Below are 22,365 nucleotides of genomic sequence, written 5' to 3'. Positions count from 1 at the left end.
ACCCCGGGCTTGCCGCATTGCCATGATGACCAGCCGCCTCGACCAGCACTTCGATTACCGCCTGCAGGTGATGAACCTGCGCGCGGCGCGCCAGCAGGTGCTCGCCACCAACATCGCGAACGCTGACACGCCGAACTACAAGGCACGCGACATCGACTTCCGCGACCAGCTGCGCCGCATACAGGCCGGACAGGGCGGTTTCTCGATGGCGCAGACCCACGGCGCCCACCTCGCTCCTTCCTCCGGCGTGGCCGGCGCGGGTGGCGCGAAGTACCGGGAAGTGGTCCAGGGCTCGATCGACGGCAATACCGTCGACATGAACCTCGAGATGGCCCGATTCACCGAGAACTCGGTCAAGTACCAGGCCGATGTCGCGTTCATGCAGTCGCGCGTCAGCGGCCTGCAGCGCGCGATCTCCGGCCAGTAGCAGCAGCCAGCCGATCCGCATCCGCGCAACCCACCAGGGACGCCAGCACACCATGTCGATGAATGCCGTATTCGAGATCGCCAGTTCCGCGATGACCGCGCAGTCCAAGCGGCTCAACGTGGTCGCCAGCAACCTGGCCAACGTGGACAGCGCCGCGAGCTCCACCGGCGGCGCATACAAGGCGAAGCAGGTGGTGTTCAGCGCGCAGCCGGTCGGCCGCGACAAGTCGGCCGTCGGCGTGCGCGTGGCCGGGGTGATCGATGACCCGTCGCCGCCGCGGCTGCAGTTCGATCCCAACCATCCGCTGGCCGATGCGCGCGGCTACGTGACGATGCCCAACGTCGATGCGGTCGAGGAGATGGTGAACATGATCTCGGCCTCCCGCGCCTACCAGACCAATGCCGACGTGATGAACGCGGCCAAGACGATGACCCTGCGCACGCTGTCGCTGCTGCAGACCTGATCGCCCGTACAGACCCGAGGAGTCGCGCCATGTCCACCGTACTGCCTGCCGTCAACAGCGCCGCCAGCGTGCTGCCGCGGTCCTCCGTCGGCGGCACCCTTACCAGTTCGACCGCCGACGAAAGCCAGGACCGCTTCCTGAAGCTGCTCGTCACGCAGATGCGTAACCAGGATCCGATGAACCCCATGGACAACGCACAGGTCACTACCCAGCTTGCGCAGATCAGCACCGTCGGTGGCATCGACAAGCTGAACAGCTCGCTGTCGGCGATGTCCAGCGCGATGTCTGCCACGCAGAACGCTTCCCTGATCGGCCGCACGGTGGTGGTGGCGAGCGATCTGGTGCGATTCGGCGGCTCGAGCCCGGTCACGGTCGGCGTCGAACTGGCCGCCGCCGCCGACAAGGTCGACGTGAGCATCGTCGATGCCGCCGGCAGGACCGTGCGCAGCATGGCCTTCGGTGCGCTGCCCCAGGGTACGTCGACCTTCGAATGGAACGGCCGCAACAATGCCGGCGAGACGGTGGCGGCCGGGGATTACTCGCTGCGCCTGAATGCGACCGCCGCATCCAAGGCAGTGACGGCCACCGGCCTGGTCGCCGGTTACGTCGACAGCGTGAGCATGCAGGGCGGCTCCTCGCTGCTCAACCTGCGCAGCATGGGCGCCGCCGACGTGTCGCAGGTCAGGCGCATCGACTGAGCCCGGCAGGCAGCGGCGCGGCAACACACCGATTTCGAAACCGCACACACACAGACAGCACCACAGGAGAGAACCGATGAGCTTCCAGACCGGCTTGAGTGGATTGAACAGCGCCGCACGCGACCTCGATGTCGTCGGAAACAACGTGGCCAACGCGAACGTCATTGGCTTCAAGGGATCGCGTGCGCAGTTTGCCGACGTGATGGCCTCGTCCCTGAGCGGTGGCGGTTCCGGCCCGGTCGGAATCGGTACCAAGGTCACCAGCGTCGCCCAGGACTTCACCCAGGGCACCATCACCGTCACCAACAACCCGCTCGACGTGGCGATCTCGGGAAACGGCTTCTTCCGGATGGAACAGAACGGAGCCGTGTCCTACAGCCGGAACGGCCAGTTCCAGGTCGACAATGCCGGCTACATAGTCAACGGTGCAAACTACAACCTGACCGGGTACACCGCCGACGTCTCCGGCGTGATCCTGCCGAGCCAGCCGGCGCCGCTGCGCGTCTCGACATCGGACCTGGCACCGACGCCGACCTCCCAGTTCGACGCGGTGTTCAACCTCGATTCGCGCAAGCCGGTGATCACCGTGCCGTTCAACGCGAACGATCCCTCTACATACACGAACACGACGGCAAGTACCGTCTATGACTCGCTGGGCAACCCGCACGTGCTCGAGTTGTTCTTCGTGCGCAGCGCGACCGCCGGCCAGTGGGACCTGTACGGGACGGTGGACAATTCCGCCACCCCGAACGTGACCGGGCTGCCCGCAGCCCTCAACTTCTCGAACACCGGCCTGCTGACCACGACCATGCCGATCACCGGCGTGACGTTCCCGGTCACCGGGGGCGCGGCTTCGCCGCTGACCGTGTCCTTCAATTTCAATGGCGCCACCCAGTACGGGTCCGATTTCGGTGTCACGGCGCTGAGCCAGAACGGCTTCACCTCCGGCAAGCTGGCCGGCTTCAACATCGCCGACGACGGCATCATCCGCGGACGCTACACGAACGGGCAGACGCGCAACCTCGGCCAGGTCGTCCTGTCGACCTTCGTCAATGCGCAGGGCCTCAACCCCCTGGGTGCAGGCCAGTATGCCGAGACGCCGCGCTCCGGACTGCCGGTCACCGGCACCCCCGGGAGTGGCACGCTGGGGTCGTTGAAGGCAGCCGCCCTCGAGGAAGGCAACGTCGATCTGACCCAGGCACTCGTCGACCTGATCACCGCGCAGCGCAACTACCAGGCCAACGCGCAGACCATCAAGACGAACGACGCGGTGATGCAGACCCTCGTCAACCTGCGTTGATCCCGCCACTGCTGCCGCTCCCGGACGCGAGAACTGAATGGACCGCCTGATCTACATTGCGATGAACGGCGCGAAGCATGCGCTGTCCAGGCAGGCTTCGACCTCGCACAACCTCGCGAACGTCTCCACCGATGGCTTCCGCTCGCAGTACAACAGCGCGCGCGCGGCCGCCGTCATCGGACCGGGCCAGGCGACCCGTACGTTCGTCGTCGATTCGACCGTCGGCACGAATTTCGCACCCGGGCCGATCGACCGTACCGGCCGCACCCTGGACGTCGCGGTCGAGGGGCGTGGCTGGATTGCGGTGCAGACGCCGGATGGCCGTGAGGCCTACACCCGCGCCGGTGCGCTGGAGATCAACGCCAACGGCCAGCTGCAGACCAAGACCGGCCTCGACGTGCTGGGCGACGGCGGACCGATCGCGATTCCGCCGGATACGCAGATCAGCATCGGCCGCGACGGCACCGTATCGACCATCCCGACGGCCGGCATCCCGAACATCACCAACGCCGTCGGCCGCATCAAGCTGGTGGATCCGAACGAGCGCGACCTGGTGCGCGGAGACGACGGCCTGTTCCGGCTCTCGAACGGGCAGCCGGCGCCGGTGGCCGAGAACGTCGCGCTCGCCTCCGGCGCGCTCGAGCGCAGCAACGTGAACGCGGTATCTGCGATCACCGACATCATCTCGCAGGCGCGCCAGTTCGAGCTGCAGATCCGCATGGTGCAGACCGCCGACCAGAACGCACGCTCGGCGGCGCAGCTGCTCAACCTCAACGCCTGATCCTCGGAAAGCCAAGAATGATCCGCTCCCTGTGGGTTGCCAAGACCGGTCTCGAAGCGCAGCAGACCAACGTCGACGTCATTTCGAACAACCTTGCCAACGTCAGCACCAACGGCTTCAAGCGCCAGCGTCCGGTGTTCGAAGACCTGCTGTACCAGACGCTGCGCCAGCCCGGGGCGCAGTCGACCCAGCAGACGCAGGTACCCTCCGGCCTGCAGATGGGTACCGGCGTGCGTCCGGTCGCGACCGCGCGGATCTTCACCACGGGCAACCTGCAGAACACGGGCAACCCGCTGGACCTCGCGGTGAACGGCAACGGTTTCTTCCAGGTCACCCTGCCCGACGGTTCGGTGTCCTACACGCGCGACGGCTCGTTCCAGCTCGACAACCAGGGACAGGTGGTCACGTCGAACGGGTACCCGCTGCAGCCAACCATCACCATCCCGCCCAACGCGCTGAGCATCACGGTCGGCAGCGACGGCACGGTGAGCGTGCTGGCCGCGGGCGCGGCCGCTCCCACCCAGGTCGGCCAGATCCAGCTGGCCAACTTCATCAATCCCGCCGGCCTGCAGGCGCGCGGCGAGAACCTGTTCCTCGAGACCGCCGCGTCGGGTACCGCGCAGACCAACGTGCCCGGCACCAACGGACTTGGCGCCCTGAACCAGGGCTTCGTCGAGACCTCGAACGTGAACGTCACCGAGGAACTCGTGAACCTGATCACCGCACAGCGTGCTTTCGAGATCAACTCGCGCTCGATCCAGTCCTCCGACCAGATGCTGCAGAAGCTGACGCAGCTCTGATCCGATAGCGGCATTGCGCCCCCGACCAGAACTCTCGCCGAAACGAGTCGATCATGAACACCGCCCTCCGCTCCCTGCTGCGTCTTCCGTCGTTCCTCCTGCTGCTGGCTGCCGCCGGTTGCAGCACCGTGCCGCCGACCAATGTCCACCAGCCGATGAGCGTGCGTCCCGAGCAGCAGGCGCGCCCGGCGCCGGTCGACGGTGCCATCTTCCAGGACGGCACCGCGCGCCTGCTGCTGTTCAACGACCGGCGGGCCCGCTTCGTCGGCGACACCATCATGATCACCATCGAGGAGCGCCTGCAGGCGAGCAACACGACGTCGAGCAGCGCCAAGCGCGAGGGCGACACCACCGCCAGCGTCCCGTCGATCGCGGGCATGCTCGGCAAGAGCTTCCAGGGCCTGGACGTGAGGGCTTCATCCAGCAACTCGCACGCGGGCAGCGGTGGTGCGTCGACCAACAACATCCTCACCGGCAGCATCGCGGTGACGGTGATCGAGGTGTACCCGAACGGCAACCTGCTCGTGTCGGGCGAGAAGCAGGTTTCGATCGGCACCAACACCGAGTACATCCGCTTCTCCGGCGTGGTCAATCCGAACAACGTGACCGCGGCCAACAGCGTGTCCTCGACCCGGGTGGCCGATGCACGCATCGAGTTCCGGGGCTCCGGATACATCAGCGAGGCCCAGCGCATGGCCTGGCTGGCTCGCATGTTCCTGACCTTCCTGCCGTTCTGACCTGGGCACCGACCATGGCACATCGACCCTGCTTCTTCACTCGCGCAGCCATCGGCCGTTCGCGTCTGCTGTTGCTCGCGCTGTTGTTCACCGTGCTCGGCAGCGGCTCAGTGCCGGCGTGGAGCCAGAACCGCATCAAGGACCTCGCCACCCTGCAAGGTGCCCGCCCCAACCAGCTCGTCGGCTACGGCATCGTGGTCGGGCTGGACGGCAGTGGTGACCAGACCACGCAGACTCCGTTCACCGTGCAGAGCATCGTCAGCATGCTCGGCCAGCTTGGCGTGCAGCTGCCGCCCGGCACCAACCTGCAGCTTCGCAATGTCGCGGCCGTGATGGTGACGACCACGCTTCCGGCCTTCGCGCGCCCGGGCCAGACGCTGGACATCACCGTTTCCTCCATGGGCAACGCGCGCAACCTGCGCGGTGGCGCCCTGCTTATGACCCCGCTGCGAGGTGCCGACGGCCAGATCTACGCGGTTGCGCAGGGGAACATCCTGCTCGGCGGCGCAGGTGCTGCGGCCGGTGGCTCGAGCGTGCAGATCAACCAGCTCAACTCGGGCCGCATCCCGAACGGCGCGACGGTCGAGCGCACGCCGTCCACGCCGGTCGGACAGGGCGAGTTCGTCAACCTGGAACTGCGCGAGGCCGACTTCACCACCGCGAACCGGCTGGCCGAGGCGATCAACACCCGCTTCGGCGGCGGGGTGGCGCAGGCGCTCGATGCGCGACATGTGCGGGTGCAGGCGCCGGTCGATCCGCACCAGCGCGTCGGCTTCCTCGCATCCATGGAGAATCTGCCAGTGACACGCGCCGACGCTTCGCCGAAGGTGATCATCAATGCGCGCACCGGCTCGGTGGTGATGAACCAGCTGGTGACGGTGCTGCCTTGTGCAGTCGCCCACGGCAGCCTTTCGGTGACGATCAGCAGCACTCCTGCCGTGAGTCAGCCAGGCGCGCTTTCCGGGGGACAGACGGTGGTGACCGAGAGCGCGAACATCGAGGTCAAGGCCGACCGTGGCCAGCTGGTGCAGATCCCCGCGAGCCCGTCCCTCGCAGAGGTGGTGCGTGCACTGAACGCGATCGGAGCCAGCCCGCAGGACCTGCTGTCGATCCTGCAGGCGATGCGGGCCGCCGGCGCGCTGCAGGCCGAGCTGGAGATCATCTGATGGATGCGAAGTTCGTCCCATCCAGCTCTTCCCTGGATCCGAACGCGCTCGGCGCGCTGCGCTCGAAGGCCCGGGCAGACGACCCGAAGGCGATCCAGGCGGCAGCCAAGCAGTTCGAGTCACTGTTCCTGAACCAGCTCCTGAAGAGCATGCGCGATGCGCAGAAGGGCGATGGCGAAGGCCTCTTCGACAGCAGCGAATCGCGGATGTATACGGGCCTGCTGGACGAGCAGCTGGCGAACCGGATCGCCAACGGTCCGGGTATCGGCATGGCCGACATGGTGATCTCGCAGATCGACCGTTCGCGCGCGATGGCCAGGGCGGCGGAGCAGGCTGCGGGTACGGTCCCGGCGGTGGGCGACGTCAAGAATGGACAGGCGATGCCGATAATCCGTCAGGGAGATCGAAATGTCCGGTAGCGTGTTGAACATTGGCCTGACCGCCCTGAACGCGGCGCAGGCCGGGCTGGTCACCACCGGCCACAACATCAGCAACGCAGGCACTGCCGGGTACCACCGCCAGCGGATCGACTCGTCACCGCAGGTCCCGCAGTTCTCGGGTGGAGGCTTCTTCGGGCGCGGTGTCAACGTCGACAACGTGCGGCGCGCCTACAGCGAGGTGCTGGACCGCCAGGCGCAGCTTGCGCAGACCCAGGCGTCGTTCTACGACAAGTATGCGGCGCAGGTGAACCAGATCAACAACCTCGTGGCCGATCCCGCCGCCGGCCTGTCGCCTGCGATGCAGCAGTTCTTCCGTGCAGTCCAGGATGTCGCGGCCAGCCCGGGTACGACCACCTCTCGGCAAGCGCTTCTGTCGGGCAGCGGAGCGCTGGTCTCGCGCTTCGCTGCGCTCGACCAGCGGCTCACCGACCTGCGTTCGGGCGTGAACATCGAACTGTCCGGCACGATCGGCAGCATCAACACGATCGCCAGCCAGATCGGCAAGCTGAACGGCCAGATCGCCACGGCAGCGGGGACCAGTGCGCAGCAGCCGAACGACCTGCTCGACCAGCGCGACAACCTGGTGATGGAGCTCAACAAGCTGGTGTCCGCCCAGGTCATTCGACAGTCCGACGGCGGCTACAACGTGACCATCGGCACCGGGCAGGCGCTGGTCGTCGGCGAAGCTGCGCTGACGCTGGCGGCGGTACCCAATCCGGACGATCCGCGCAGGCTCGACGTCGGCTACCAGTTCACCGGCGCGCCGGTGCCGATCGACAGTCGCAGCATCACCGGCGGCAGCCTGGGTGCGCTGCTGCAGTTCCGCAGCGAGTCGCTGGACGCAGCACAGAATGCGCTGGGGCGGATCGCGATCGGCCTGGGCGAAACCTTCAACGCCCAGCATCGCCTGGGCCAGGACCTGAATGGCGCTGCCGGCGGCGATTTCTTCGCGGTGGGCTCGCCAGCCGTGACCCCCGCCAGCGGCACCACCGCGACCATCGGTGCATCGATCGTCGACGTGTCCGCCCTCACGCTCAGCGATTACCGTGTCTCCTTCAGTGGCACGGCCTATACGGTGACGAGATTGTCGGACGACGTTTCGAGCGGGCCGTTCGCGACCCTGCCGCAGACGGTCGACGGTGTCACGCTGGCGGCGGGTGCCGGTACTCCGGCGGCCGGCAACAGCTGGCTGGTGCAGCCGACCCGTTTCGGCGCACGCGACCTCGCCCTGGCGTTCGGCGACCCTTCACTGATCGCCGCGGCCGCACCGGTGCGCAGCCAGGCGACGGTATCCAACCTGGGATCGGCCACCATCGAGGCGCCAGTGGTCGATGCGAGCAGCCAGCCACCGCTCAACGCCGCGCTTTCGAATACCGTCACCATCACGTTCAACTCGCCGCCCACCACGTTCAACGTGGTGGACAACACCGCCGCGACAACGCTGGCGAGCAACGTCACCTTCACCGCCGGCATGACGATCAGCTACAACGGCTGGTCCACGCGGCTGGCTGGCCAGCCGAAGGCTGCCGATACGCTGGTGGTGCAGGCCAACACCGGCGGGCGGACGGACAACCGGAATGCGCTGCTGCTCGCCGGTCTGCAGTCGGTACCCGGCCTCGACGGTGGCGCGAGCACCTACCAGACGGCCTACAGCGCGATGGTCGGCAGCATCGGGGCGATCGCCAGCGAGGTGAAGGTGACCGGGACCGCATTGACCGGAATCCTGAAGGAGACGAAGGCGGCACAGCAGTCGCTGTCTGGCGTGAACCTGGAGGAGGAAGCGGCGAACCTGATCCGTTTCCAGCAGGCCTACCAGGCGGCCAGCAAGCTGATTTCCGTTTCGGCGAAGCTGTTCGATTCGATCCTGCAAATGAACTGACTGGAGTCACACCTCCACCATGGGCATCCGCATCAGCACCAATACCCTCTTCGAACAAGGGATCGGGACGATCATCGACCGGCAGCGCTCCCTGCTCGAGGTGCAGCAGCAGGTCTCGACCGGACGCCGGGTCGGCACGCCTTCGGACGACCCGATCGCGGCCGGCCGTATCCTCGACCTGTCGCAGGCGAAGTCTGCCACCCAGCAGTTCGTGGAGAACGCAGGCGCAGCCAGTTCGTCGCTTGCATTGGGCGAGCAGTCGTTGCAGAGCGTGATCCGTTCCCTCCAGGACGTGCGCAGCACGATCGTCAGCGCCGGCAATGGCACGCTCGGCGACAGCGGCCGGGCGATCCTTGCGCGCGAACTGCGCGGCAACTACCAGGAACTGCTGTCGCTCGCGAATGCGACCGACGGGCAGGGCGGCTACCTGTTCTCCGGCTACCGCGGACAGACGCAACCGTTCTCCGAGACTGCACCGGGAACGGTGCAGTACTCCGGCGACCAGGGCCAGCGCCTGTTGCAGATCAGCCCATCGCGCTATGTGCCGATCAGCGATGCCGGCTCGGAAATCTTCCAGCGGATCCGTACCGGCAACGGCGATTTCGCGGCTGCAGCGGCCACCGCCAATACGGGTACGGGCACGATAGGCATCGGCGCGGTGACCGATCCGGCCACCTGGAACGCGGCTGGCAACCCGTCGGACTTCACCATCCGCTTCGACGTCAACAGCGCGACCAACCCGGCCACGACGACCTACGACCTGGTCGACAACGTCAGTGGCAATTCGCTGCTGACCGGGGCAGCCGCGTCTGCCACCGGGCCCTACCTGCGCACCTTCACGGCCGGCAGCGCGATCAACCTGCGCAGCCAGGGGACAGAACCCGCGTTCGACTACGGAGCGACGGTCACGATCAACGGCAGCCCCGGGGACGCCGATACCTTCACGCTGCGCCAGAGCCCGACGCAGAGCATGTTCACCACGGTGAACGCCCTGATCAATGCCCTGACCACGACCATAAGCACGCCGGCGCAGAGCGCGAAGCTCACCAACGACCTGGGTACTGCACTCGCCAACATCGACCAGGCGATCAATCGCACGCTGGACGTGCAGACCGCGATCGGCGCGCGCATGAAGGAAGTGGAAGTTACCGTCGCGACCAACAGCGACCTCGCGGTGCAGTTCGATGCCAGCGTGAGCGAACTCAGAGACGTCGACTACGCGCAGGCCATCAGTGACCTCACGCTGCAGAAGACCCTGCTCGAGGCGGCGCAGAAGTCGTTCGTGCAGACGCAGAACCTGAGCCTGTTCAACCTGCTGTGACGGCGCGCGAGCGCCGGCCTACCAGGTTCTGCCCGCGCCCAGTTCGCGCAGCGTCGGCATGCCCTCGGCGCGTCCGGCGTTGAACCAGTCCTCGATCAGTCGGAACGATATCGACAGGCTGCGCGGCAGCAGGAAGCTGCCCGAAAGCAGGCCTGCGACCATCTCTTCACGGGTGAACCAGCGCGCATCGTCCAGTTCGGTGGTGTCGACGGTGATCGCCTCGCTCGCCGCGAATGCATGGAAGCCGAGCATGATCGAACTCGGGAACGGCCAGGGCTGGGACGAGTGGTACATCACCTCGCTGCAGACGATGCCGGTCTCTTCCTTCACTTCGCGGGCGACGGCTTCTTCGAGCGTCTCGCCGGGCTCGACGAAGCCGGCGACGGTCGAGAAGCGGCCGGGCGGCCATTCGGGCTTGCGCCCGAGCAGGATACGCTCGCCGCGGCTGACCGCGACGATCACCGCCGGATCGGTGCGAGGGTAACAGGAACGTTTGCAGGCCTCGTTCAGGCAGATGCGGGAGTGACCCGCTTCCGCGCTGCGCGTCGGCGACCCGCAACTGCCGCAGTGGCGGTGGGTCTGGTGCCAGAACACCATGGCGCGTGCATGCGCCAGCAGCGCACCCTCGCGCGCGGGCAGCAGTGCGGCGGTATCGCGCAGGTCGCGGAACTCGCCCAGGTTGCTCAGCCGCCCGTGCAGTTCGTCTTCGCGGCCGGGCAGGCCCACGGCGAAGTAGGCGACGCCCTCGTCTTCGCCCAGCAGCACCAGCGTTTCGGTCGTCGAGATCAGTTCTGCAGCCGTTTCGCGATCGAGCAACACCGCCGACAGGTCGGTACCCGGCCGTATCAGGTTGCGGCTGCGCCATACCGGCACGACGCGGCTCGAGGGATCGGCCAGCCGGGCGGCGAGCCAGTCGGTGTCGCCACGCAGATGGGTGACGCGGTCCACGACATAGCCGCAGAGACCGTTGAGGCGAGACTGTGAGCGATGGTCCATGCGGGAAGGATACCTCTGGCTTGTTGACACCGCCATTACCATGGCCGCTCGTCGGCGCGCTGAACCGCGCGGTGGTCGAAATCCTGGCGCTGCCCTGCATACGAACCGGCAGCCATGCGGCTCAGTGGCGCAGGCGCCCGCGCTTCCAGTCCTTGACGATCTCGCGCGCCGCGTTGTGTCCCGGGGCGCCGGTGACGCCACCGCCCGGATGGGTTCCTGAGCCGCACAGGTACAGGCCGGGCAGCGCGCCCCGGTAGTCGGCATGGCCCAGGAAAGGCCGGGCGCTGTAGAGCTGGTCCGGTGTCAGCGCGCCGTGGAAGATGTCCCCACCGACCAGGCCGTACTCGCGCTCCAGGTCGAGCGGCGTGTTCGCCTTGTACGCGATCACCGAACGGCTGAAGTTCGGCGCGAAGCGGTCGACGACCGCGAACGCGCGCCGTACGGCCTCGTCGCGCGCGTCGTCCCAGGTCCGGCCGCCCGGCAACTCCGGCGCGAACTGCTGGCAGAACAGGCTGGCCACGTGCTGGCCGGGCGGGGCAAGCGAATCGTCGACCGTGCTCGGGATCAGCACCTCGACGATCGGTTCTCGCGCGAGGCCTTCGGTACGGGCGTCGAAGAACGCACGCTCCATGTAGGCGAGCGACGGTGCGCAGATGATGCCCGACTGGTGGTGCACGCCGGTGCCGGGCAGGCAGGTGAACGCGGGCAGTTCGGACAGCGCGACGTTGATGCGTACCGTGCCGGAACCGTTGCGATGGCCGGCCACGCGCTGCCTGAACTCCGGGTCCAGGCTTTCCTGCGGCACGAGGTCCCGGTAGAGCAGCTTCGGGTTCAGGTTCGAGACCACGCTGCGCGCGCTGATCTCGCTGCCATCGGCCAGCACCACCCCGCAGGCCCGGCCGGCGCGCACGAGTACGCTGGCCACTGCGGCATCGGTCACCAGTTCGACGCCGCGCCGACGCGCCTCGGCGGCCATCGCCTGCGTGATCGAGCCCATGCCGCCGACCGCATGGCCCCACGCCCCGCGCCGTCCGTTCACTTCGCCGAAGCAGTGATGCAGCAGCACGTAGCCGCTGCCCGGGGTGTACGGGCTGGCATAGTGGCCCACCACCGCGTCGAAGCCTAGCACCGCCTTGATCGGGTCGGACTCGAACCATCCGTCGAGCAGGTCGCCGGCACTCTTCGCGACGAGGTCGAGCAGGTCGCGGCGCTCCGGCATCGACAGCCGGCGCACCCGGTTGCCGGCAGACAATGCGCGCAGCATCTCCCCGAAGCCGCCGCCGACGTTTGGCGGCGTCTCGAGCACGATCCCGCGCAGCACGTCGGCGACCCGTTCCAGCCGCTCGTAGTACTCCGGCAGCCGCTGCGCATCGCGTGTCGAGAATTTCGCCACCTCGGCCTGCGTGGCTGCCAGTCCCCCGCCCATCTTGAGGAACGACGAGTCCGACAGCGGAAGGAAGTTCGCCAGCGGCCGTTCGAGCACGCGCAGGCCGTGTTCCGCCAGGCGCAGGTCGCGGATCACCGTCGGGTTGAGCAGGCTGACCGTGTAGGAAAGCGCCGAGTTACGGAACCCCGGATGGAAGGTCTCGGTCACCGCGGCGCCGCCGAGGACCGGGCGGCGTTCCAGCACCCGGACCTTCAGGCCGGCAGCGGCGAGGTAGCAGGCACAGGTCAGGCCGTTGTGCCCACCGCCGATGATCAGTGCATCGAGCATTGCTTCCGCCACCGGTGCCTCCGCGCGCCTATGCCTCGAGCGGGTTGAACAGGTTCAGCACGCCGTCGAGGCCGGCATGGTTCAGTGCGTGGGTCGCGGCCGCCTGCACGGCGGGTTTCGCGCGCCACGCGACGCTGGTGCCCGCGAGCGCCATCATCTTCAGGTCGTTCGCGCCGTCGCCGACGGCCAGCACCCCCGACACGCCGATGCCCAGATCGCGTGCATGGCTGGCGAGTTCGGCGGCCTTGGCATCGGCATCGACCACGTTGCCGTCGAGCTCGCCGGTCAGCCTGCCGTCCTCGACCACCAGCGTGTTCGAGCGGGTGTAATCGATCTGGAGGTGATCGCGTACCCGGTCGGTAAAGTAGGTGAAGCCGCCGGATACCAGCAGCGTCCGCACGCCGAGCGAGCGGAGCCGGCGCAGGAGCGACTCGGCTCCGGGCGAATACCTCAGGCGCTCGATGAAGACCGATTCAAGCGATGCGGCATCGATGCCGGCGAGCAGCTTCACGCGCCGGCGCAGGCTCGACGGGTAGTCCAGTTCGCCGCGCATCGCCGCCGCGGTGATCTCCGATACCTTGTCCTTGCAGCCTGCAAAGTCCGCCAGCTCGTCGATGCACTCGATGGTGATCAGAGTCGAATCCATGTCGAACACCGCCAGCCTGAGCGTGTCGAGCCCGCGCGCGGCGGGTACCCAGGCCCAATCGAGCTTCTCGTTCGCGCAGAAGCCAGCGATGTGCTCGTGCGGCCGGGCTTCGACCAGGCGGAAGGCGCCGTTGCCGAGGCCGGCGATCGACCGCGCGCCGGTCAAGGTAGCGAGCATCTTGAGTGCACGGGTCTCTACATCGATTCCCTGCACGATCAGTGCGGCGGGCGTTTCGGTCGGTGTCATTGCAGCGCCTGCAGGGTCTTGCGCAGCAGCTCTACCCGTTCCCCCGTGGTGGCAAGCGGGACGTCGATGCGCAGCTTTTCGGAACCGGTCAGGCGATGGCCCGGCCGACTGCGGACCAGCGCGATCACCCGTTGCGGGTCGACCGGCGGGTTGGGGACGAACTGTATCTGGACTGCGTTCGCGCCGGCATCGATACGCATCACGCCGAGCGGTTTCGACAGGATACGCAGCCGGTGCGTGTCGACCAGCGTGCGCGCCGCTTCCGGCAGCAGGCCGAAGCGGTCGACCAATTCTTCCGACAGCGCATCGAGGTCGTCGAGCGACTCGCAGTTGGCGAGCCGCTTGTACAACACCAGCCGCTCGTGCACGTCGGCGCAGTAGTTCTCGGGTAGTACCGCGGTCGCGTGCAGGTTGATCTCGGTGGTGATCGCCAGCGGCGCGTCGAGGTCGGGTTCCTTGCCGGCGCGCAGCGAGCGCACGGCCGAGGACAGCATCTCGGTGTACATGCCGAAGCCGATCTCCTGCATCTCGCCGGACTGGCTGTCGCCGAGCACCTCGCCCGCGCCCCGGATTTCCAGGTCGTGCATCGCCAGGTAGAAGCCGGAGCCGAGCTCCTCCATCATCTGGATCGCGTCCAGGCGTTTGCGCGCGTCGGCGCTTACCGGCGCCTCGTCGTGCGTGAGCAGGTAGGCATAGGCCTGGTGGTGCGAGCGTCCGACGCGGCCGCGCAACTGGTGCAGCTGGGCCAGGCCGAATCGGTCGGCACGGTCGATGATGATCGTGTTGGCGCTCGGCACGTCGATGCCGGTCTCGATGATGGTCGTGCACAGCAGCAGGTTGAAGCGCTGCTGGTAGAAGTCGCGCATCACGTACTCGAGCTCGCGCTCGCGCATCTGGCCATGGGCGATGCGGATGCGCGCCTCGGGGATCAGCCGTACCAGCCGCTCTTCCAGGTTCGCGATGGTGCCGATGTCGTTGTGCACGAAGTAGATCTGGCCGCCGCGGCGCAGTTCGCGCTGACAGGCCTCGCGCAGCAGGCCGTCGGAGGTCCGCGACACGAAGGTCTTGATCGCCAGCCGCTTCTCGGGAGCGGTCGCGATCACCGAGAAATCGCGCAGCCCTTCCATCGCCATCGCCAGCGAGCGCGGGATCGGCGTCGCGGTGAGCGTGAGCACGTCGACCTCGGCGCGCAGCGCCTTCAGGCGCTCTTTCTGGCGTACGCCGAAGCGGTGCTCCTCGTCGATGATCACCAGACCGAGGTTGGCGAACTTCACGTCGGGCTGGATCAGCCGGTGCGTGCCGATCGCGATGTCGATCTTTCCCTCCGCGAGGCCGGCCAGCGCCACGGCCTGCTCTTTCGCCGAACGGAAGCGCGACAGTTCGGCCAGCTTCACGGGCCATTCCGCGAACCGGTCGGAGAATGTCTGGTGGTGCTGCTCGGCGAGCAGCGTGGTCGGCACCAGCACCGCCACCTGCTTGCCCTCGTTGACCGCGACGAACGCGGCACGCAGTGCGACCTCGGTCTTGCCGAAGCCGACGTCGCCGCAGACCAGCCGGTCCATCGGCTTGCCGCGGGACAGGTCGGCGATCACCGCCTCGATCGCCGCCTGCTGGTCGGGCGTCTCCTCGAACGGGAAACCGTCGGCAAACACCTGGTAGTCGTGCTCCTTCAGCTTGAACGCGTGCCCCTTGCGCGCGGCCCGCTGTGCGTAGAGGTTGAGCAGTTCGGCTGCCGTGTCGCGCGCCTTCTTCGCCGCGCGGCGCTTCGCCTTCTCCCACTGTCCGCTGCCGAGCCGATGCAGGTCCGCGTTCTCGGGCGAGCCGCCGGTGTAGCGGCTGATCAGATGAAGCTGCGCCACCGGCACGTAGAGCTTGTCGCCGGCCGCATAGTCGAGCTGCAGGAATTCGGTGACGCCTTCGCCCTGGTCGAGCGAGACCAGTCCGGCATAGCGTCCGATGCCGTGCTGCTCATGCACCACCGGATCGCCGACCTTGACCTCGGACAGGTCGCGCAGCATGTTCTCGGTGGAGACGCGGCGGCCTGCACGCGTCGACCGGTTGCGCGCGGTCAGCGCATAGATCTCGCCTTCGGTGACGAAAGCGAGTTTCGCGGCCGGCAGGATGAACCCGCTGGCCAGCGGCCCGACGCCGAGCGCCAGCGGCGCATCGTCGTCGACGAAGGCGGCCAGGCTGTCGAGCGTGCGTGGCACGCTCGAATGTTCGGCAAGCAGTTGCAGCAGCGTCTCGCGCCGGCCCAGGCTCTCCGCCACCAGCATCACCCGGCCACCCTCGCTGGCGAACGCGCTGCAGAAAGCCAGCAGGCGGTTGAGTGGCAGGTCGGCCTTGCGGTCGATCGCCAGCACCGGCAACGGCGCACTCATGCCGGCGGCGAGCGTATCGGTGCCGTCGCTTCGTACGTCGCCGGGCGCCGCGGTGGTGCGCAGGTCGATGCGCGGATGGGCACGTGTGGCGACGAAGAACTGCTCGGCCGCGAGGAACAGCTGCTCGGGCGGCAGCAGCGGGCGATCGGGATCGCCGCGCAGCAACTCGTGGCGCGAACGGGTGTCGTTCCAGAAACGCGTGGCCGCGGCCTGCGCGTCGCCATGGACCATCAGCGTCGTGTGCGTGCCGAGGTAGTCGAACACCGTCGCCGTGTGGTCGAAGAACAGCGGCAGGTAGTACTCGATGCCGGCCGGTGCGACCCGGTTGCTCACGTCCTTGTAGAGCCGGCGCCGCGAAGGATCGCCCTCGATCGACGCGCGGAAGTTCTGCCGGAAACGGGTGACCGCCGCATCGTCGAGCGGGAACTCGCGCGCGGGCAGCAGTCGCACCTCCTGCACCGGATAGATGCTCCGCTGCGAGTCGACATCGAAGGTGCGTATCGTCTCGATCGTGTCGTCGAACAGGTCGAGCCGGTATGGCAGGGGGCTGCCCATCGGGAACAGATCGATCACGCCGCCGCGGAAGCTGAACTCGCCGGGCGACACCACCTGCGACACGTGCGCGTAGCCTGCGAAGGCCAGGCGCATCCGGAAGCGGTCGACGTCGAGCGCCTCGCCGCACTTGAAGAAGAACGTGTAGCCGGCGAGGAACTCGGGTGGCGCGAGGCGGTAGAGTGCGGTGGTCAGCGGCATGGTGACCACGTCGAAGGCGCCCTGGCCGATCTGCCAGAGGGTCTCCAGCCGTTCGGAGATCAGGTCCTGGTGCGGGGAGAACGCGTCGTAGGGCAGCGTCTCCCAGTCGGGCAACTGGTGCACGCGCAGCGTCGGCTCGAACCAGGCGATCTCCTCGAGCAGCCGCTGGCTGTCCGGTGCATCGGCGGTGAACACCGCGATCGGCCCGAGCGCAGTCGCCCAGCGCGCGATCGCGAGCGCGTCCGCGGACGAGGCCAGCGGCGCGGCACGCAGCGGCCGGCCGGGACTCGGACGGGGGGCAGGGGGGAAAACTGGCACGGCTCGGTGTCGCCACTTCGAAGGAGCGCGATTATAGCGGCGCGTACCGGCCCGGCCGGTGGGTCGTATACTTGCCGTGCATTGAACGGTTCCAACCCACCACCCGGCCTGCCTTGACCAATCCCCGATGCCTGCATGCGCTGGTCCCTGCCGCCGGACGCGGGGCGCGGATGGCCTCGGGCCTGCCGAAGCAGTACCTGCCGCTGGCGGGCAGGCCCATGCTGGTCCATACGGTCGAGGCGCTGCTCGCCGAGCGGCGGCTCTCCAGCGTGTCGGTGGTGCTCGCTCCCGATGATGGCGATTTCGACGCATCCGGGTGCGCCGGCAGCCTGCAGCGGCACGGCGAGCGCGTCCGCGTCATCCGCTGCGGTGGCGACACCCGTGCCGCCAGCGTGCGCAACGGGCTTCGCGCGCTGGCCGGAGCCGTCGGCGCGCAGGACTGGATGCTCGTCCACGACGCGGCACGGCCCTGCCTGCCGCCTTCGGCGCTGGCGAGGCTGATCGACACCCTGCTCGACGATCCGGTCGGCGGGCTGCTGGCGATGCCGGTGGCCGACACCCTCAAGCGCGGAAATGCGGAGGGAATCGTCGTCGATACCCCCTCGCGTGAAGGACTGTGGGCCGCGCAGACGCCGCAGATGTTCCGTTACGCAGCGCTGCTCACCGCGCTCGATGCGGCCGTCGAGGCCGCCGCCCGGCCGGGTGGGCAGCCGGCTACCGACGAGGCGCAGGCGGTCGAAGCCGGCGGTCTGCGTCCGCGCCTGGTGCGCGGCGATCCGCGCAACCTGAAAGTCACCTGGCCAGCCGACGTGGCGCTGGCCGAAGGCTTCCTGCAACATTTTCCGGACATGCGATGATCGACTCGCCCAAGGCGGCTGCAGCACTCCTCCCGATGCGCATCGGCAGCGGCTTCGACGTACATGCTTTCGCCGCCGGGCGGCGCCTGGTGATCGGCGGGGTCGAGATCCCGTTCGAGCGAGGGCTCGACGGCCATTCCGACGCGGACGTACTGCTCCATGCGATCTGCGATGCACTGCTCGGTGCTGCCGGGCTAGGCGACATCGGGCGCCATTTCCCCGACACCGACCCGCGCTGGAAGGGCGCGGACAGCCGCACGCTGCTGCGCCACGTGCATTCGCTGCTGGCCGCGCGCGGCTGGCGGGTCGGCAACGTCGATGCAACGATCATCGCGCAGGCACCGCGCATGGCGCCACACGTCGCCTCGATGGTCGCGAACATCGCGGCGGATCTCGCGGTCGACCTCGATGCCGATCCGGGGGCCGTGAACGTCAAGGCGACCACGACCGAGCGGCTGGGCTTCACCGGGCGCGGCGAAGGCATCGCGGCGCAGGCCGTGGCGTCGATCGCGCGCGGCTAGCGCCGGGCCGCCCAGCGCAGGCACAATCGCGCCACAGCCTGCGGCGGGCCCTGCCCGACCCGGGGACACTGGGTCGACAGACGGGAGAACAATGCGCATATTGCCGTGGATGGTGGTGTCTGCTGCGTTTGCAGCCACGCACGATGCCCGGGCCCAGTCGGTGCAGGCGGCCGCGCCAGCGGCTGCGGTCGCCCCGAGCGTGGTGCTGCCCGAAGTCACCGTCAGTGCGACCCGCACGGAACGCGACCCGATGGACCTGCCAGTGTCCATCGACAGCGTCGACCGCCAGACCATTCGTGAAGCGAACCCACAGGTGAACCTGTCCGAAGTGCTCGGCCGGGTGCCGGGCATTGCCGTGCAGAACCGCCAGAACTACGCCCAGGACCTCCAGATCTCCTCGCGCGGCTTCGGTGCGCGCGCGGCCTTCGGCGTACGCGGCATCCGGCTGATCGCCGACGGTATCCCGGCGACGATGCCCGACGGACAGGGACAGGCAGCCTCGTTCAACCTGTCTTCGGCGCAGCGTATCGAAGTCATGCGCGGACCGTTCTCGAGCCTTTACGGCAATGCGGCAGGCGGCGTGGTGCAGGTGTTCACCGCCGACGGACCGGAGCGTCCCACCCTGTCCGGCAGCCTGCTGGGTTCGTCCTATGGCACCTCGCGCATCGGTTTCCAGGCGGGCGGGCAGCAGGGGGCGCTGAACGGCATCGTCGACGTCTCGCGCTTCGAGACCGATGGCTATCGCGCCAACAGCTGGACCCGGCGCGACCAGGCGAATGCGAAGGTGAAGTTCGACCTGGGCAACGCAGGCGTGCTGACGCTGGTGGCCAACACGCTCGACCAGCCCGAGACGCGCGATCCGCTCGGTCTCACGGCCGCGCAGGCGGCGCTGAACCCGCGTCAGGCGGTGGCGGCGGCCTACCAGTTCGGCACGCGCAAGAGTACCTCGCAGGCCCAGGGCGGTCTCACCTGGGACCTGCCGCTGTCCGGCGGCGACACGCTGCACACGCGGCTCTACGCCGGGGACCGGCAGGTCACCCAGTACCTTGCGACGCCGCTGGCGGCACAGGCCGCAGCGACCAGTGCCGGCGGCGTGGTCGACCTCGACCGCGGCTTCGCCGGCATGGGCCTGCGCTGGACGCGCAACACGAAGGTGGCCGGACGCGCCTTCAGTGCCAGCGTCGGCGTCGACCACGACCGGATGAGCGAGAACCGGCGCGGCTTCATCAACAACAATGGCGTCGCCGGCGCGCTCAAGCGCGACCAGGACGACACGGTGACCAACACCGACCTCTACGCGCAGGCCGACTGGCAGGCGCTGCCGCGGTTGAACGTGCTGGCTGGCCTGCGCCACAGCCGGGTGCGCTTCGATTCGCGCGATCGCTTCATCGCACCCGGGAACCCGGACGACAGCGGTGGACTGTCGTTCTCGCGCACGACGCCGGCGGCCGGGCTGCTGTGGAAGATGACGCCGCTGGTCAATGCCTATGCCAACGTAGGACGCGGCTTCGAGACGCCGACCTTCGCCGAACTGGCGTACAGGCCGGGCGGGGCCACCGGCCTGAACTTCGCGCTCAGGCCTTCCAGCAGCCTGCACCGCGAGGTCGGCGTGAAGGCGCTGACCGGCGACGACGGCCACCTGAACATCGCGCTGTTCCAGGTCGACGTGAAGGACGAGATCGTGGTCAACAGCGCCTCGGGCGGGCGTACCGATTTCCGCAATGCGTCCGAGACCCGGCGCGAAGGCCTGGAACTCGCCTGGCGGCAGCGCCTCGCCGGGGGCTTCGAGACAGCGGTGGCCTGGACCGCGCTCGATGCACGCTTCCAGCAGCCGTTCACGTCGGGCACGCCGCCCACCACCGTTGCCGCCGGCAGCCGGTTGCCTGGCGTCGCCTCGAGGTTCGCGTATGCGGAACTGGTCTGGCGCCACGCCGGCACCGGCTTCCACGCCGGCCTCGAGGTTCGCCAGAGCGGCAAGGTGTTCGTCAACGACCAGAACAGCGAAGCAGCCTCGGCCTACACCATTGGCAACCTGCGCGGCGGCTTCCAGCAGCGGGGCAAGGGCTGGCGGCTTACGGAGTTCGTGCGCGTGGACAACATCAGCGACCGGCGCTACATCGGCTCGGTGATCGTGGCCGATGCGAACGGACGCTTCTACGAGCCGTCGCCCGGACGTACCACCACGATCGGGGTGACGCTGGAGTTGAGTCGTTGAGCAGCCGCGTGCGGCGTGCGGTCGCCGGTCGCCTTTCGATGACGCTCGGTCTGCAGTCGATCGCGTTCGCCTTCGCGACGGTCGGACCGGTCTTCGCGCAAGAGACGACGATCACCATCGAGCCTCGGCCCGGCGTGACGATGCGTTCGCTGCTGGAAGTGCCGGCAAAGGCCTTGGGCAGCGTCATCCTGGTGGCTGGCGGCCATGGCAACCTCGACCTGTCCGAGGAAGGGCGCATCGGCTGGGGTGCCGGGAACCAGCTCGTTCGCACGCGCAGCCTGTATGTGCGCGCGGGCTACGTCACGGCGACGATGGACATCGCCTCCGACCACAAGCTTCCAGGCACTGCGGTTGCCGGTTATCGGTGGAGCGAGGCGCACGCCACCGACATCGGCGCGCTTGTGCAGCATCTGCGCAAGGTGGCGCCGCCGGTGCATCTGGTGGGCACCAGCCGCGCGGCCCTGTCGGTGGTCAACGCGGCGGCGCGTCTTTCCGGCGATGCGCGCCCCGATGCGATCGTGGTCACGGCCGGCATGCTGATGGAACGTACGCCAAGGCAGCCGAACGTGCAGCGGTCGGTCGGTGCCCTGGAGCGGGTGACGGTGCCCACGCTGCTCGTGCACCACGAACGCGACGAGTGCTCCTATACCCCGGCAGCCGATGTCGAGCCGTTCACGAGGCTCCTCACGCATGCTCCGACAGTCGAGGTGCGGATGCTGCGCGGCGGGGTCAACAAGGGCGACGCGTGTGAAGCCTCTGGCCACCACGGATTCGCCGGCATCGACAGGGAAGTGGTTACGGCGGTGACGGGTTGGCTCAAGGCGATCAGGTGACCGCCTTCGTGCCGAAGGCCTCGATGCCCGGCGCATGCGATCCGCGCTGCGCCGCGATGCCCATATCGCCCGCCGCGCGCATCTAGTCCTCCACGCCGGTGTCGTTGCGCGAGTGCCTGCCCTCCGGGCGATCGCGCAGCGCAGCCAAGCGGCTCCAGCGCAGCCGCTTCGTGTGGCCGCAGGCGAGCAGTGGTCCGGTATCGCTCAGCAGTGCACAGCTGTCGATGCTGCTCTAGGCTATCGACTGGCGTCGACCCCAACGCACGCGGCAACCGGGGCTGGCTGCATGAATATCTGATCGGGCCCGGAACTCCGAGGGGCCATGCCAGCCTTGGAACAACACCGGCAGTCGGAGATCTATGCGCGCGAAGGCGTCGACTTCGAGCGCTCGACGCTCGCCGGCTGGGTGGCCGGGGGCTTCGCCTTGCACCCGATCAATCGCCTCGAGGAATTGCTGCCGTGGTGCGTTCCCCCTCGAACCCGCTCTGGAAGCCCGTCTGGCGGCGTAGACACCGGCTTCGGCGCCCGGCGCTGGCGAGATCAATCAGCCCAGCCGGCCAAGTCAATACGGCGCTGATCGGACCTGCTGAACCGGCTTCGTCCTTCCCTCTGCCGACTATTCCTTGTCCCATCTCACTCCTTCGATTCCTTCAAGAAGCGCCCGCCCGTATAGCGCGGGAGTCTGGAAGCCGGGGGACCACCTCCCCGCCAGGACCGCACGGGTGATCTCCCTGAGACAAAGCACAGTGAACCTGTAGGCTTCCGGTCCCGTCAGGGCGACCCGCGCCTGCGCTTTTCCGTTCGATGCGATTGCAAGGACATAGGTTCTGCCTTCCCGTAACTGCCGCGCAGACGATCCCTCTGGCAGGAGCG

At 67.9% G+C, this 22,365-nt stretch carries 20 protein-coding genes; 16 read left to right on the top strand and 4 right to left on the bottom strand.

Annotation, left to right across the window (positions count from 1 at the left end; genetic code table 11):
- Nucleotides 1-25 precede the first annotated feature (25 nt).
- From flgB to flgL, 11 genes are all read left to right on the top strand, one after another.
- Nucleotides 26-427: a flagellar basal body rod protein FlgB gene (flgB, locus tag ING98_16165; protein ID MCA3103402.1), complete on the top strand. Its 402-nt coding sequence runs from the start codon at nucleotides 26-28 to the stop codon at nucleotides 425-427.
- Nucleotides 428-479: 52 nt separating this feature from the next.
- Nucleotides 480-890: a flagellar basal body rod protein FlgC gene (gene flgC, locus ING98_16160; GenBank protein ID MCA3103401.1), complete on the top strand. Its 411-nt coding sequence runs from the start codon at nucleotides 480-482 to the stop codon at nucleotides 888-890.
- Between the two features lie 29 nt (nucleotides 891-919).
- Nucleotides 920-1,588: a hypothetical protein gene (locus tag ING98_16155; protein MCA3103400.1), complete on the top strand. Its 669-nt coding sequence runs from the start codon at nucleotides 920-922 to the stop codon at nucleotides 1,586-1,588.
- Nucleotides 1,589-1,664: 76 nt separating this feature from the next.
- On the top strand, nucleotides 1,665-2,888 hold the full coding sequence (gene flgE / locus ING98_16150) for a flagellar hook protein FlgE (GenBank protein MCA3103399.1): 1,224 nt from the start codon (nucleotides 1,665-1,667) through the stop codon (nucleotides 2,886-2,888).
- A gap of 37 nt (nucleotides 2,889-2,925) precedes the next feature.
- Nucleotides 2,926-3,669, top strand: coding sequence for a flagellar basal-body rod protein FlgF (flgF, locus tag ING98_16145; GenBank protein MCA3103398.1), 744 nt, complete (start codon nucleotides 2,926-2,928; stop codon nucleotides 3,667-3,669).
- A 17-nt stretch (nucleotides 3,670-3,686) separates the two neighbouring features.
- Nucleotides 3,687-4,469, top strand: a complete 783-nt coding sequence (gene flgG / locus ING98_16140; protein MCA3103397.1) for a flagellar basal-body rod protein FlgG — start codon at nucleotides 3,687-3,689, stop codon at nucleotides 4,467-4,469.
- Between the two features lie 155 nt (nucleotides 4,470-4,624).
- Nucleotides 4,625-5,206, top strand: a complete 582-nt coding sequence (locus ING98_16135) for a flagellar basal body L-ring protein FlgH (protein MCA3103396.1) — start codon at nucleotides 4,625-4,627, stop codon at nucleotides 5,204-5,206.
- Between the two features lie 14 nt (nucleotides 5,207-5,220).
- On the top strand, nucleotides 5,221-6,372 hold the full coding sequence (locus ING98_16130; protein ID MCA3103395.1) for a flagellar basal body P-ring protein FlgI: 1,152 nt from the start codon (nucleotides 5,221-5,223) through the stop codon (nucleotides 6,370-6,372).
- Nucleotides 6,372-6,791, top strand: coding sequence for a rod-binding protein (locus ING98_16125; GenBank protein ID MCA3103394.1), 420 nt, complete (start codon nucleotides 6,372-6,374; stop codon nucleotides 6,789-6,791). Before ING98_16130 ends, ING98_16125 begins: the two co-directional genes overlap by 1 nt.
- On the top strand, nucleotides 6,781-8,691 hold the full coding sequence (gene flgK, locus ING98_16120) for a flagellar hook-associated protein FlgK (GenBank protein ID MCA3103393.1): 1,911 nt from the start codon (nucleotides 6,781-6,783) through the stop codon (nucleotides 8,689-8,691). Before ING98_16125 ends, flgK begins: the two co-directional genes overlap by 11 nt.
- Before the next feature lie 19 nt (nucleotides 8,692-8,710).
- On the top strand, nucleotides 8,711-10,012 hold the full coding sequence (gene flgL, locus ING98_16115; protein ID MCA3103392.1) for a flagellar hook-associated protein FlgL: 1,302 nt from the start codon (nucleotides 8,711-8,713) through the stop codon (nucleotides 10,010-10,012).
- A gap of 18 nt (nucleotides 10,013-10,030) precedes the next feature.
- Here the strand turns inward: flgL and nudC are convergent, their stop codons facing one another.
- The 4 genes from nudC to mfd form a co-directional block, all read right to left on the bottom strand.
- Nucleotides 10,031-11,008, bottom strand: coding sequence for an NAD(+) diphosphatase (gene nudC / locus ING98_16110; protein ID MCA3103391.1), 978 nt, complete (start codon nucleotides 11,006-11,008; stop codon nucleotides 10,031-10,033).
- 121 nt (nucleotides 11,009-11,129) lie between these two features.
- Nucleotides 11,130-12,722: an NAD(P)/FAD-dependent oxidoreductase gene (locus tag ING98_16105; protein MCA3103390.1), complete on the bottom strand. Its 1,593-nt coding sequence runs from the start codon at nucleotides 12,720-12,722 to the stop codon at nucleotides 11,130-11,132.
- A 28-nt stretch (nucleotides 12,723-12,750) separates the two neighbouring features.
- Nucleotides 12,751-13,614 (bottom strand): phosphoserine phosphatase SerB, encoded by an 864-nt coding sequence (gene serB, locus ING98_16100; protein MCA3103389.1) that lies wholly within the window; start codon nucleotides 13,612-13,614, stop codon nucleotides 12,751-12,753.
- Complete coding sequence (gene mfd / locus ING98_16095) at nucleotides 13,611-17,066, bottom strand: transcription-repair coupling factor (protein ID MCA3103388.1); 3,456 nt, start codon at nucleotides 17,064-17,066, stop codon at nucleotides 13,611-13,613. Before mfd ends, serB begins: the two co-directional genes overlap by 4 nt.
- Before the next feature lie 170 nt (nucleotides 17,067-17,236).
- Between mfd and ING98_16090 the strand changes: the two genes are divergently transcribed.
- From ING98_16090 to ING98_16070, 5 genes are all read left to right on the top strand, one after another.
- Nucleotides 17,237-17,923, top strand: a complete 687-nt coding sequence (locus tag ING98_16090) for a 2-C-methyl-D-erythritol 4-phosphate cytidylyltransferase (protein ID MCA3103387.1) — start codon at nucleotides 17,237-17,239, stop codon at nucleotides 17,921-17,923.
- A 35-nt stretch (nucleotides 17,924-17,958) separates the two neighbouring features.
- Nucleotides 17,959-18,444 carry a 2-C-methyl-D-erythritol 2,4-cyclodiphosphate synthase gene (locus tag ING98_16085; GenBank protein ID MCA3103386.1) on the top strand — a complete coding sequence of 162 codons (486 nt, stop codon included), beginning with the start codon at nucleotides 17,959-17,961 and terminating at the stop codon, nucleotides 18,442-18,444.
- A 91-nt stretch (nucleotides 18,445-18,535) separates the two neighbouring features.
- Entirely contained in the window at nucleotides 18,536-20,659 is a 2,124-nt protein-coding gene (locus tag ING98_16080; protein ID MCA3103385.1) for a TonB-dependent receptor, read from the top strand.
- A complete protein-coding gene (locus ING98_16075; GenBank protein MCA3103384.1) occupies nucleotides 20,656-21,492 on the top strand; it encodes an alpha/beta hydrolase in 837 nt (278 codons plus the stop codon). Before ING98_16080 ends, ING98_16075 begins: the two co-directional genes overlap by 4 nt.
- Nucleotides 21,493-21,814: 322 nt before the next feature.
- Nucleotides 21,815-22,069 (top strand): hypothetical protein, encoded by a 255-nt coding sequence (locus tag ING98_16070; GenBank protein ID MCA3103383.1) that lies wholly within the window; start codon nucleotides 21,815-21,817, stop codon nucleotides 22,067-22,069.
- The last annotated feature ends 296 nt before the right edge of the window (nucleotides 22,070-22,365 follow it).

Source organism: Rhodocyclaceae bacterium, assembly GCA_020248265.1.
Lineage (GTDB): Bacteria > Pseudomonadota > Gammaproteobacteria > Burkholderiales > CAIKXV01 > CAIKXV01.
The sequence above is the reverse complement of the archived record's forward strand: the minus strand, read 5'-3'. Positions and strand labels throughout refer to the sequence as shown.